This is a genomic window from Duganella aquatilis (assembly GCF_009674565.1).
Lineage (GTDB): Bacteria > Pseudomonadota > Gammaproteobacteria > Burkholderiales > Burkholderiaceae_D > Rugamonas > Rugamonas aquatilis.
Genome location: NZ_WKJL01000001.1, coordinates 301,913 through 314,995 on the forward strand (window position 1 = coordinate 301,913; position 13,083 = coordinate 314,995).

At 65.3% G+C, this 13,083-nt stretch carries 8 protein-coding genes; 6 read left to right on the forward strand and 2 right to left on the reverse strand.

The features are described 5' to 3' along the window. The first annotated feature begins 43 nt into the window (after positions 1-43). Both GJ698_RS01345 and GJ698_RS01350 read left to right on the forward strand, forming a co-directional pair. Positions 44-4,237 carry an ATP-binding protein gene (locus GJ698_RS01345; RefSeq protein WP_208023751.1) on the forward strand — a complete coding sequence of 1,398 codons (4,194 nt, stop codon included), beginning with the start codon at positions 44-46 and terminating at the stop codon, positions 4,235-4,237. Next, positions 4,234-5,151, forward strand: coding sequence for a substrate-binding domain-containing protein (locus tag GJ698_RS01350; RefSeq protein WP_154355786.1), 918 nt, complete (start codon positions 4,234-4,236; stop codon positions 5,149-5,151). Before GJ698_RS01345 ends, GJ698_RS01350 begins: the two co-directional genes overlap by 4 nt. Positions 5,152-5,158: 7 nt before the next feature. Here the strand turns inward: GJ698_RS01350 and GJ698_RS01355 are convergent, their stop codons facing one another. Next, positions 5,159-5,839, reverse strand: a complete 681-nt coding sequence (locus GJ698_RS01355; protein WP_154355787.1) for a Fe2+-dependent dioxygenase — start codon at positions 5,837-5,839, stop codon at positions 5,159-5,161. After that, positions 5,836-8,055: a putative bifunctional diguanylate cyclase/phosphodiesterase gene (locus GJ698_RS01360; protein ID WP_154355788.1), complete on the reverse strand. Its 2,220-nt coding sequence runs from the start codon at positions 8,053-8,055 to the stop codon at positions 5,836-5,838. Before GJ698_RS01360 ends, GJ698_RS01355 begins: the two co-directional genes overlap by 4 nt. 280 nt (positions 8,056-8,335) lie before the next feature. Here GJ698_RS01360 and GJ698_RS01365 point away from each other — a divergent pair, with 280 nt between their 5' ends. Genes GJ698_RS01365 through GJ698_RS01380 form a run of 4 tightly spaced genes read left to right on the forward strand, consistent with a single transcriptional unit; the run spans position 8,336 to position 13,054 of the window. Beyond that, positions 8,336-9,505, forward strand: coding sequence for a sialidase family protein (locus GJ698_RS01365; protein WP_154355789.1), 1,170 nt, complete (start codon positions 8,336-8,338; stop codon positions 9,503-9,505). Next, positions 9,502-10,197 (forward strand): hypothetical protein, encoded by a 696-nt coding sequence (locus GJ698_RS01370; protein WP_154355790.1) that lies wholly within the window; start codon positions 9,502-9,504, stop codon positions 10,195-10,197. Before GJ698_RS01365 ends, GJ698_RS01370 begins: the two co-directional genes overlap by 4 nt. A 32-nt stretch (positions 10,198-10,229) precedes the next feature. Then, a complete protein-coding gene (locus GJ698_RS01375) occupies positions 10,230-11,063 on the forward strand; it encodes a hypothetical protein (RefSeq protein ID WP_154355791.1) in 834 nt (277 codons plus the stop codon). Further along, positions 11,060-13,054, forward strand: a complete 1,995-nt coding sequence (locus GJ698_RS01380) for an LTA synthase family protein (protein ID WP_229259783.1) — start codon at positions 11,060-11,062, stop codon at positions 13,052-13,054. Before GJ698_RS01375 ends, GJ698_RS01380 begins: the two co-directional genes overlap by 4 nt. Positions 13,055-13,083: the final 29 nt, after the last annotated feature.

Consider the following 13,083-nt stretch of genomic DNA (forward strand, 5'->3'; position numbering starts at 1 on the left):
CATTGTCGCGTAAAATACCCACTTACTCCTATTTTTGCCGTCTATGCAATCGCCAAAGCCGCTGAACATCAACACCGATATCAACTGGCTGGCCGGCGGCGGCGACATGGCGGCGCTGATCGCGACCATCGACTGGTCGCTCACGCCGCTCGGACCGATGAGCGCATGGCCGCAAAGCCTGCGCACCACGGTCAGCCTGTGCCTGTCCTCGACCTTCCCGATCCTGGTGGCGTGGGGCCCGGAATACATCCAGATCTACAACGACGCCTACCGCCCGATCTGCGGCGGCAAGCATCCGCAATCGATGGGCGAGCCGTTCAAGGTGTGCTGGGCCACGGCACTGCCGGTGGTGGGCGACAAGTTCGACCGCGCGCAGCAGGGCGAGGGCACCTACATCCGCGACCAGCGCATGTTCCTGGACCGTGACGGCTATCTGGAGGAAGCGTTCATGACGTTTTCCTTTTCGCCGATCCGCGATGAATCGGGCCAGGTAGGCGGCATCTTCCACCCGATCACCGAAACCACCGCGCAGGTGCTGAATGCACGCCGTTCGCAAAGCCTGCGCGACCTGAGTACCGGCATCGCCGACGCCCGCACCGTGGACGATATTGGCCGCGACCTGGCGCTGCAATACGAGCAGCTGTCGCTGGATGTGCCATTCCTGCTGTTCTACCAGCGCGACGAAGGCAGCGGCCAGCTGCATCTGCGCGGCAGCGCCGGCATCCCGGCCGGCTGCGCGCTGGCGCCGCTGCAGGCCGCGCCGGACGATGCATGCTGGCCGTTCGCCCAGGTGGCGGCCAGCGGCAAGCCTTTGCAGGTCAATGGCCTGGCGGCGCGCTTCGGCGGCATGCCCTGCGGCCCGTATGAAGAAGCGCCGGATGCGGCGCTGGTGCTGCCGGTCAGTTTGCCGGGGCAACAGGAAATGTTCGGTTTTGTCGTCGCGGGCGTCAGCGCGCGGCGCGCCGTCGATGACGAGTACCGCAACTTCTACGCCTTGCTGAGCGCCGCCTTCAACACCGCCGTCGGCAATGTCACCGCCTATGAACAGGAGCAGCGCCGCGTCGAAGAGCTGGCGCGCATCGACCGCGCCAAAACCGCGTTCTTCTCGAATGTTTCGCACGAATTCCGCACGCCGCTGACGCTGATCCTCGGTCCGCTGGACGATGCATTGGCCAACGAGGGCCTGTCGCCCGAGCAGCGCCGCCGCATCGAAACCACGCACCGCAACGCGCTGCGCCTGCTCAAGCTGGTCAACTCGCTGCTGGACTTTTCGCGCATCGAGGCCGGCCGCGTGCAGGCCAGCTACCAGCCGGTGGACCTGGCGCGGCTCACCGTGGATCTGGCGGGCGTGTTCGAATCGGCCATGGCCAAGGGCGGCCTGACCTACACGCTGGATTTGCCGCCATTGCCGCAGCCGGTGTACATCGACCGCGATATGTGGGAGAAGATCGTCTTCAATCTGCTGTCGAACGCCTTCAAGTTCACGCTGGCCGGCAGCGTGACGCTGACGTTGCGCGAGCACGAAGGCATGGCGCGACTGTCGGTGGCCGATACCGGCGGCGGCATTCCCGCGCACGAACTGCCGCGCACTTTCGAACGTTTCCACCGTATCGAAGGCGCGCCGGGCCGGACTTACGAAGGCAGCGGCATCGGCCTTGCGCTGATTCAGGAACTGGTGCGCCTGCACGGCGGCCAGATCGCGGTGCACAGCGTGGTGGGCGAGGGCACGCGCTTCGATGTCGATATTCCGTTCGGCAATGCGCATTTGCAGGCGGACCGCGTGGCTGCTGCCGATGCCGACCCGGCGCTGGCCAGCAGCGCGGCGCCGCGCACCGGCGCCGCGTTCGTGGAGGAGGCGCTGCGCTGGCTGCCGGACGAAGAGGAGCACCGGCCGGCAATCCGCCAGACCCAAGGCGAACCGGCGGCGCCTGCGATGCGCCGTCCGCGCATCCTGATCGCCGACGATAACAACGACATGCGCGCCTACCTCAAGTCGCTGCTCGATCCGCATGCCGATGTGACCATCAGCGCGGATGGCGAGGCCGCTTTCGAGCGACTGCTGCACGAGCCGTGCGACCTGCTGTTGAGCGATGTGATGATGCCGCGGCTGGACGGCTTCGGGCTGATCGCCCGCATTCGCGGCACCGAGTCGCTGCGCAACCTGCCGGTGATCCTGCTGTCGGCGCGCGCCGGCGAGGAAGCCAAGATCGAAGGTCTGCAAGCGGGCGCGGACGATTATCTGGTCAAGCCGTTCTCCACCAACGAGCTGCTGGCGCGGGTGCTGCGCCAGGTGACGCTGGCACGCGAACGCCAGCAGCAGCGGCAGGACGCCCTGTTGCGCGAGGCTTACTTCCATGCGCTGATCGATGCGTCGCCGGTGATCCTGTGGACCACCGACGCCGATGGCGAGACCACTTACCTGAGCCAGCGCTGGTACGACTACACCGGCCGCACGCCGGAGCAGGATCTGGGCCACGGTTGGCTGGATAACGTCCATCCCGACGATCTGGCGCGCGTCACCGAAAGCTTTGCGGCCGCGTGCGCGGCCGGCTTGCCGTATTCGGCGGACTTCCGCCTGCGCCGCCACGACGGCAGCTACCGCTGGTGCATCGACGCCGGCATGCCGCGCATCGGTGACGACGGCAAGCCTGCCGGCTTTGTCGGAACCGTGATTGAAATCCATGCGCGCAAGGAGCTGCAGGAACGCTTCGAACGGGTGGCCGGCGCCGGCGATATCGGCGTCTGGCATGCCGACGCGCCTTTCGATGCGCTGCGCATCAACCAGCAGATGGCGGCGCACCTCGGCATGCCGGCGCGCCAGAGCGCATCGGTAGCGGACTTGCTGGCGGTGGTGGATGAAGCGGATCGCGGCCGGCTGGCCGCCGGCATCGCGCGCTCGCTGAGCGAGGGCAGTCCGCTGGACGTGGAATTCCGCATCGCCGCCGGTAGCGATGGCGATCCCCTGCGCTGGTTGCGCGCAGTCGGCTGGTGCGACGTGGATGACCAGTGCCGGCCGACGCGCTTCGACGGCATCAGCCTGGATATCAGCACGCACAAGCGCGCGGAGCTGGAGTTGCAGCGGCTTGCCGACGAACTGACGGAGAAGAACCGTCGCCAGAGTGACTTCCTGTTCACGCTGGCGCACGAGCTGCGCAATCCGCTGGCGCCGATCCGCGCGGGCTTGGAGTTGATGGCGGTGCGGCCGGCGGGCAAGGCTGCCGACGACCTGCAAGGCATGATGCTGCGCCAGGTCGATCACATGGTGCATCTGGTCGACGATTTGCTGGATATCGCGCGGCTGGCCGAGGGCAAGGTGACCTTGCGGCGCGAGCGCGTGGTGCTGGCCGATGTGGTCGGCGACGCGGTGGAAATCAGCATGCCGCTGGTGCAAGCGGGCGGACATCGGTTGTCGCTGCATCTGCCGGAACAGCCGCTATGGCTGGACGTGGATCGTCACCGCATCGCCCAGGTGCTGAGCAACCTGCTGAACAACGCCGCCAAGTACACGCCGGCCGGTGGCCGCATCGACCTGTCGGCATATGTGCAGGACGGCGAGGTGATACTGATTGTGGAAGACAATGGCATCGGCATCGCGCCGCACATGCTGGCGTCGGTGTTCGATATGTATGCGCAGGTGGCGGCCGCCGAGCCGATGGCGCAGGGCGGCTTGGGCGTTGGCCTGAACCTGGTGCAGCAGGTGGTGCACCTACATGGGGGCCGTGTGGGGGCGGATAGTGCCGGCATAGACCGGGGCAGCCGCTTCACTGTCCGGCTGCCGCAGCCGGCCGCCGAGCTATCGCCAACTGCCCAGGCGGAAGCGCCGGCGTTTGCCACGGCCACGACGGGCCTGCGGGTGCTGGTGGTGGACGACAATATCGACGCCGCCGACACCCTGGGCGCGCTGCTGGAATTCAGTGGCTACCAGGTGCAGGTGGCGCACAGCGGCGCAGCTGCGTTGAATAGTGCGGCGGCGCACTTGCCGCAGGTGGTGTTGCTCGACATTGGCCTGCCCGACATCAGCGGCTACGAAGCGGCGCTGGCGTTGCGAAAAATCGACGGCATGGCTGGCGCCAGTATCATCGCGCTGACCGGCTGGGGCACGCCGGCAGATCGCGAACGCGCAAGCGCTGCGGGCTTCGACCAGCACCTGACCAAGCCGGTGGACTTCAATCAGTTGCTGGCCGCGCTGGCCGGCACGGTTGACACCTGGCCGGCAACGCATCAGGATGGGGGATGATAAAAACATTCTTCTCCTTGCTGTATATGGCTTGCTTGTTGCTAGCCGCGATGGATGCGCATGCTGAAAAATGCATCGGCTTTATACCCAGCGGCGGCGGCGACAGCTTCTGGCGCGGCGTCCACAGCGGCGCCGCCGAAGCGGGCAAGGTGCTTGGATACGAAGTCTATTTTCGCGGACCGCATGAGGAAAACCTGGCTTCCATCCAGAGTACTGTGCTGGAAATGATCAGGCAGCGCGGCTGCAAGGCGGTGGTGATTTCTCCCGGTTCGTCCGAGATCGGCCGCGAAGTGCTGGCGATGGCGAAGGGCGGCATCCCGGTGATCTACGTCGATCGCAGCCTGGGCGAGCAGAAGGCTGCCGGCAGCGTCGGCACGGACAACTACAAGGCCGGCCAGCTGGCCGGCGAGGCGATGGCCAGGAACCTGAATGGCAAAGGCGCGGTGCTGCTGATGCGCATGCGGCGCGGCTGGCAGACCACCGACCAGCGCGAGAGCGGATTCGTTGAAGCGGCAACGCGCAAAGGCTTGCAGGTGATCGAGGGCGGCTATGTCGGCGGCGTGTTTGGCGAAGCCTACGCCAGGGCCTCGGCCGCGATGGCATCGCACCGGGGCCAGTTCCAGGGGGTGTTCGCGCCGAATGAGGTCAGCAGCATGGGCGTGCTGTCGGCGCTGCGCGAACAGCACATCGCCGGGCAGGTGGCCTACATCGGTTTCGACGTCACCGACCAGCTGCTCGACGGCCTGCAAAGCGGCGCCGTGGCCGGGTTGATCGTGCAGGCGGCGCATGCCATCGGTTACCAGGCCGTCGAGATGGCCGTCGCCGCGATCAACAACAAATTGCCGCCCAGGCGGCGCGTGATGGTGAATGCCTTCTATCTCACCAAGAACAATATGGATTCCTACGTACCGTAGCCGGAGGTCAGGCCTCGCTCCACTGGCGCAGCAGGTTGTGGTAGATGCCGGTGATGTTGACCAGTTCATCGCAATCGCCGACGCTGGCGCGCAGCGCCTGGATGTTGCGGTCCAGGTCCAGCAGCAGGCAGCGCTTCATGTCGTCGCGGATCATGCTCTGGGTCCAGAAGAAGGAGCAGATGCGGGCGCCGCGCGTGACCGGCTCCACGCGGTGTATGCTGGTCGACGGATAGACGATCATGTCGCCCGCCGGCAGCTTGACTTCGTGGGTGCCGTAAGTGTCTTCCACCACCAGTTCGCCGCCTTCGTATTCGTCCGGATCGGTCAGGAACAGGGTGGTGGAGACGTCGGTGCGCAGCCATTGGCCGGTGGTCTTCACGCGGCGCATCGAGCCGTCGACGTGGTTGCCGTAGGTGCCGCCGCCCGCATACTGGTTGAACATCGGCGGGCAGGTGCGCAGCGGCAGCGCCGCCGAGAAGAACAGCGGATTGCGCGCCAGCGCATCCAGCACGATCTGGCCCAGCTCCTGCGCCAGCGGCGAATATTCCTCCAGCTGGAGGTTGTTCTTGACCTGCGCGCCTTGCGTGCCGACCGTGGCGCGGCCGTCGATCCATTCGGCGTCGCGCAGCCGCTGGCGCATGAAGGCGACTTGTTCTGGCGTCAGAACGCCGGGGATGTGTAACATCATTTGCTTGCTTCTCCTTTGATAAACAGGTGTTCCAGCGCCGGCGCGGGCATCGGCTCGCTGAAGTAAAAGCCTTGCGCCTGGTCGCAATGCAGCGCGCGCAGGAAGTCGCGCTGCCGCGCCGTTTCCACGCCTTCGGCCACCACGGTCAGCCCCATGCTGTGCGCCAGTGCGATGACGGCGGCGGCAATCGCGCCGTCGTCGTTGTCGGCGCTATGCATCGCGATGTCGCGCACGAAGGAACGGTCGATCTTCAGTGCATTGATCGGGAAACGCTTCAGGTAGGACAGGCTGGAATAGCCGGTGCCGAAATCGTCGATGGCCAGTTGCACGCCCATGTCGCTGAGTCGCTGCAAGGTCTGGGCGGCGCTGTCGGGACGTTCCATCAGCACCGATTCGGTGATCTCCAGTTCCAGCCGGCCGGGCGGGCAGCCGGTATCGGCCAGCACCCGCGCCACCATCGCATCGAGTCCCGGCTGGCGGAACTGGCGCGCCGACAGGTTGACCGCCACCCGCAGGTTGGGCAGGCCGGCGCGCCGCCACGCCACCTGCTGGGCGCAGGCGGTGCGCAGCACCCATTCGCCGATCGGCACAATCAGGCCGGTTTCCTCGGCGATGCTGATGAAGGCGTCCGGCATGATCAGGTGCTGGCCGGCCGGGTGCCAGCGCAGCAGCGCCTCGGCGCCGATGATGTCGCCGCTGGCCAGGTCGATCTGCGGCTGGTACTTGAGTTGCAGCTCGCCGCGTTCGACGGCGTGACGCAGGCCGCTCTCCAGCGTCAGCCGGTCCAGCGTGCGGGCGTTCATTTCCTCGGAATAGAACTGGTAATTGCCGCGTCCCATGGCCTTGGCCTGGTAAAGCGCGGCGTCGGCGTTTTTCAGCAGGACCTTGCCGTCGGCGCCGTCGCGCGGATACAGGCTGATGCCGACGCTGCATGCCGGCGCCACCTCGTGGCCGTGGATCAGCATCGGCTCGAACAGCGCGTTGAGGATTTTCTGCGCCAGCGCGGCGGCGATATGCTCGGTCGGCAGTTCGGGCATCAGCACCACGAATTCGTCGCCGCCGAAGCGCGCCACGGTATCGGCGTCGCGCACCGCCTGCTTCAGGCGGCGGCCGACTTCGACCACCACGCGGTCGCCGGCGTCATGCCCCAGGCTGTCGTTGATGGTCTTGAAGCGGTCCAGGTCGAGGAACAGCATGGCCACCTGGTTGCCGCTGCGGCGCGCCTGCGCGATCGCCTGCGACACGCGGTCCAGCAGCAAGGTGCGGTTGGCCAGGCCGGTCAGCGCGTCGTGGCGCGCCAGATGCATCAGCTCCTCCTCGTACTGCTTGCGCTGCGAGATGTCTTCCACCACCGCCACCAGCGAGGCGTGGCTGCCGTCCGGCTGCATGGCGGTGACGGTGGCCTTGACCCAGATGCGGCGGCCGTCCTTGCACAGATAGCGTTTTTCGCGCGACGAGGTTTCCAGCTCGCCGTCGGCCAGCGCGCGCAGCAGCGGGGCGTCGATCTGCCAGTCTTCCGGCGTCACCAGGTCGGAGACATGCATGCCGCGCAGTTCTTCTTCGGTGTAGCCGACGATGTCGAGCAGCTTGCGGTTGGCGCGCAGCCAGCGGCCGTCCGCCGACAGCTGCGCCAGGCCGACCGCCGCCTGGCCGAAGGCGCCGCGGAAGCGCGCCTCGCTTTCGCGCAGCTGCTGGCGGCTGGCCTTGATGTAGGTGTCCAGCGCCAGGCCCATGTCGAAGCTGGCCACCTTCATCAGCGCGTTGTAGGTCGGCAGGAATTGTCCTGGACGATCTTGCATCAATTCCTGCAGCAGCGGCCCCAGCTCGCCCAGGTACTTGCGGTAGGCGCCGATATACCACTCCGGCGCCAGGCCGATGCGCTGGTGCGCCAGGCCCACGCGCAGCCGATGGCGCACGTAGTCGGGGCCGTAGTCGCCGGCGGTCAGGCTCTGGAAATAGCTGGCCTGCAGGTGGTGTAGGCGGTCCAGCACCGCCTTGTCCTTGAGCAGAATGCGCAGCACCGGCATGGTCTGCAGGTGGCGGTAGAAGCCGGCGATGACTTCCGGCAGGCGCGGTTGCAGCAGCGGATGGATCTGGCGCAACAGCCTGATGTCTTCGTCCGTGACCTCCAGAAACAGCAGGCGCTGCTGGATTTCGGCATCGGCGGGCATCATGTTACTGGCGGTTCGGTCCAATTCGCTGGGGTCTGCAAGCATGCGGGCTTCCTGTGGCTGGGCCGGCGCGCGGGGGCGCGCCGCGCGCAACGCCCAGTCTAAGCCGCGTGTTAGCAAAAAAAAATGCCACAGATCAAGTTTGGCGGACCGACGCGCGATTCTAAGAATCGGTATCGTTTACATAAACGCTACATTTTCCTGTAGGATACCGACTTCTTCCATAAGCAGGATGGCCACAAGCCGTCATGTCAAGGAAGTAGTTAATTTTTGGGCAAGGGAAACACGCCAGCGCTTCCTTCATGTCCCGATCTCTGGAGACGGAATGGGAGTTTCACGCCCACCTGGGCAGCGGCCAGGCAAACTGGCAGCGCTGATATGCATAATCGTTGTCGCAGCCGTGGCCGGCGCCGAAGGCTGGCGCTGGTCGCGCTCGGTGGAACATCACGCCCAGCCGGATGCGGCCGCCGTGCAGGCGCCGCCCGCCATCACCCTGACCGAACTATCCCACGCCATCATTCCGATGCCGAAAGGCGTGCCGTCGGCGCACGCCAGCGCCCTGGCGCAGCTGCCGCATGGCGACCTGATTTCGTTCTGGTGGGCCGGCAGCCGCGAGAGCGGGCCGGACGTCAAGGTGTACGCCTCGCGCTGGCGCAACGGTAAATGGAGCGACAACTGGGTCGTGGCCAGCCGCGAGTCGCTCGGCAAGGCACTGGGCCACGGTGTGCGCCGCATCGGCAATCCCGTCGCCTGGACCGCTCTGGATGGTAGCGTCCACCTGTACGTGGTGGCCACCGGCATGGGCGGCTGGGCCGCGTCGCGCGTGGTGCAACTGCAATCGAACGACGAGGGCGCGACCTTCAAGGTGCGCCGCGTGCTGCCGATGTCGCCGGTGTTCAATACCAGCGTGCTGGTGCGCGCGACGCCGGTCGGGCTGGCGGACGGCGGCTGGTGGCTGCCGGTGTATTTTGAGATCGGTCACAAATATCCGATGCTGGTGTCGTTCGACGCCCACGGCGATCCGCAGCGCCTGACCCGCATCGGCGCGCGTACCCGTTCGCTGCAGCCGACGCTGGTGCAGGTGTCGCCCACCGAAGTGCGCGCCTGGATGCGCGACGCGAATAAAGAAGGTTCGGTGGTGCAGCAGGCGGTCAGCCACGACGGCGGCGAAAGCTGGGACGATCTGGGGCCGACCAGGATCCGCAATCTTGGCACCTCGCTGGCGGTGCTGCGTCTGCATAACGGCACCTTGCTGATGCTGGGGAACCAGGGCACCTCCAAAGCCACCGCGCGCAGCACGCTGGCGCTGTCGATGTCGAGCGACGGCCGCCACTGGGAGCACGTGACCGACATCGTCAGCGGCCAGCCGCGCGACGAGTTTTCCTACCCGGCCATGTTCCAGGTCGGCGACGAGCTGCACATCACCTACACCTACCAGCGGCGCGCCATCGCCCACCACCGTTTGAAAATCACCGAGGGAAAGGAGCTTCTATGAGCCTGCCCGATCTCGCATTGCAGATCATCTATGCGCGCATCGCCTGGGGCCTGATTGCGGCCGCCATGCTGCTGTCGGTGCTGCCGACGATGTTGCCGCGCATTTTTCCGCAACTGGCGCGGCGCTCGAGAGCGATCGTCGCCATCACCGTCGCCGCCATCATGGCGCTGCCGGGCGAAGCCTCGCCGGCCTACTGGCTGACGCTGATCTTCCAGTATCCGAGCGGCCTGCTGGCGGGTTACAGCCTGGTGGCGCTGTGCGCGCGCTGGACGGAAAAGCCGGTCGACTTCCTGCTGCATCCGGCGTTTGCGCTGGCGCTGACGCTGGTCGGCGTGGTGCTGTACCTGGACGCTTTCGGCGTGCTGGCGCTGGGCCTGTATTATCGCGGCTTCGATTCCGACGCGGCGGCGCTGCTGGCCGGCGCCGCCGCGCTGGCCGGCGCCGCGGCGTTCACGATGCGCTGGGCGGTCAGCGGCGGCGCCGCCTTGCTGGCCAGCGTGCTGCTGTTCTCGCTGCTGCGCCTGCCGACCGGGAATCTGTGGGATGCGCTGCTCGATCCGCTGCTGTGGGCCTGGGCGGTCGGTTCGGTGATCGTGGCGGCGCGGCGGTACTATCGCGCGCGGCCGGCCAGCTTGCCTGCGGCGGAGCTGGTGCCGGTATCGGTACCGGGCAGTGGTGTTGAGCAACTTTAATATAACCATAATTTCAAAACTGGGAGTAGTACATGGCAGAACAGAAGTGGTATGTCCATCCGGTGATCGCGGTCGGGGTCTTCCTCAATCTCTTCGTGATGGGACTGGCGCTGGCCTACTCGCACGACCATGACGCCATGTGGCGCCTGCTGGTGGAGGACGGCATCGTCGAGTGGATGCAGTTCCTGTGCTTTACCTTGTTGTCCGGCTTGCTGGCCTTCCTGGCGGTGGAGCAGTGGCAGCGCGAGCCGAAAATCAATCTGCAACTGGCGGCCTTCGTGTTCCTGTCGGCGCTGGTCGGCCTGGCGGCGCTGGAAGAAGTGAGCTGGTTCCAGCGCGTGCTGCACATCATTCCGCCGGACTTCTTCCTGCAGAATAACCGCCAGGGCGAAACCAATCTGCACAATCTGGCGCTGGGCAAGAGCAGCCTGCATAAGGCCGTGCTGCTGAAGATCATCGTGATCGTCGGCCTGACCCACACCATCTTCCTGCCGCTGCTGGCGCGCAAGCGTCCGGCCATCCGCACCTTCGTCGAGAAATTCGGCCTGTACCTGCCGCCGGTGTCGGCCTCGCTGATCTACGTCGGCCTGGTGATCCTGTCGAACGTGGTGGTGGACCATCCACGCAAGGGCGAACTGGGTGAAGTCTTCGGCGCCGTGCATTACCTGACCACCGTGGTGGCCGCTTACTTCTTCGGCGTCGGCTACGACAAGAAGCCGGTGTTCGCGCCATCGCGCGACGCCCGCAATATCGCCACGCTGTTCTGCATGGTGCTGTTCTTCATGCTGCTGATTAGCTGGATGCTGAGTGCCGGCGCCGGCGCAGGCGCCTATATCGCCTCCCACCCAGGCTTCGGTGCCGAATGATGTTTTATCGCCCTGAGAGCCGGCTGGCGCGCTGCGCGGCCTGGCTGGCGCGGCTGACGCTGTGGGCCGGCCCGTTCGCCGGCGTGCTGCAATTGCTGCTGCTTGGCCTGCTGATTTTTTCGCTGTCGCGCGCCGGGCTGATGGCCTGGCAGTGGACGCGCGTCTCGGCCACCGGCATCCCCGGCGAGATGCTGGTGCAGGGCGTGCGCGCCGACCTGATCCTGCTGGGCTATCTGATTGTCTTGCCGGTGGTGCTGGCGCCGTTGCTGGCCTACCAGAAGACGCTGCGCGTGTGGAAGATGTTCAATGTGGTGTGGGGCACGGTGGCGCTGGTGCTCATCATCTTCATGGAATTGTCGACGCCGCAGTTCATCATGCAGTTCGATATCCGTCCGAATCGCCTGTTCATCGAATACCTGTCGTATCCCACCGAGGTGATCGCCACGCTTTGGCATGGCTTCCGCATCGCGCTGGTGCTGGGCATCGTGTTCACGGTGCTGCTGGGTACAACCATCTACAAGCTGCTGAAAGCTGCTTCGGTTGATATCACCACCTGGCGTCCGTTGCCGCTGCTGTTGCTGTGGCCTTTGCTGGTGCTGCTGGTGGCGTTCCAGATCCGCTCCACCATGGCGCATCGTCCGGCGAATCCGTCGATGTTCGCCTTGACGGGCGACGCCATGGTCAATTCGCTGATCATCAATTCGCCGTGGTCGGTGCTGGATGCTTACAGCGCCATGAGCCACGAGGCCAATTCGTCCGAGATCTACGGCAAATACCCGCGCGAGAAAGTCATCCCGACGGTGAAGAGCGCGCCGTGGCTGCGCGATCTGCAATTCACCTCGGCCGAGCTGCCGACGCTGCACAAGCAGGAAGCGGTGATGAAACGCGAGCGTCCGCTGAACCTGGTGATCGTGCTGGAAGAAAGCCTGGGCGCGACCTTCGTGCAATCGCTGGGCGGCCTGCCGGTGACGCCGGAGCTGGAGAAGCTGAAGCAGGACGGCTGGTGGTTCGAGCAGCTGTACGCGACCGGCACCCGTTCGGTGCGCGGCATCGAAGCGGTGGTGGCGGGCTATCCGCCGACGCCGGCGCGCAGCGTGGTCAAGCTGTCGCTGTCGCAGCAGAATTTCTACACGCTGGCGGCTGGTCTGGGCAAACAGGGCTATCACACGGAGTTTGTGTATGGCGGCGAAGCGCACTTCGACAATATGCGCGGCTTCTTTACCGGTAACGGCTTCCAGAAGGTGGTGGATCGCCGCGATATGAATCCGGTGTTTGAAGGTAGCTGGGGCGCGTCGGATGAGGATTTGTTCAACAAGTCATTGGAGCGCCTGAAGACCTTGCACGATAGCGGCAAGCCGTTCTTCAGCCTGATTTTCTCGTCGTCGAATCATGAGCCGTTCCAGTTCCCGGATGGGCGCATTACCTTGCATGACAAGGAAAAGCAGACCGTCAACAACGCGGTGAAGTATGCCGACTATGCGCTGGGCCGTTTCATTGCAGAGGCGAAGAAGCAGGACTACTGGAAGGATACGGTGTTCCTGATCGTGGCCGACCATGATAACCGCGTGTATGGCGACAGCCTGGTGCCGATCAATAAGTTTCATATTCCGGGCCTGATCCTGGGTGCGGACGTGAAGCCGAAGACCATCACCACGATTGCGAGCCAGATCGATCTGGCGCCGACCTTGTTGTCGCTGATGGGCGTGTCGAGCGAGCATCCGATGATAGGCCGGGATCTGGCGCGGGATAGCGATACCCCGGGCCGGGCGCTGATTCAGTTCGATAATTACTTTGCGTGGCTGGAGGGTTCGTCGGCGACAATTTTGCGCCCGGGGCAGGCGCCGTTGCTGGGGAATTACGATGCGGCGACCGGGGTATTGACCACCGGCGGTGTGCCGGATGCGGCGTTGGTGGACAAGGCCATGTCGCATGTGGTGCTGCCGTCGATTCTGTATCGGGAGCAGCGTTACAAGCTTCCCCCAACGCGTTAGTCCGGGCGGGGGCGATGCATGCCGAACAG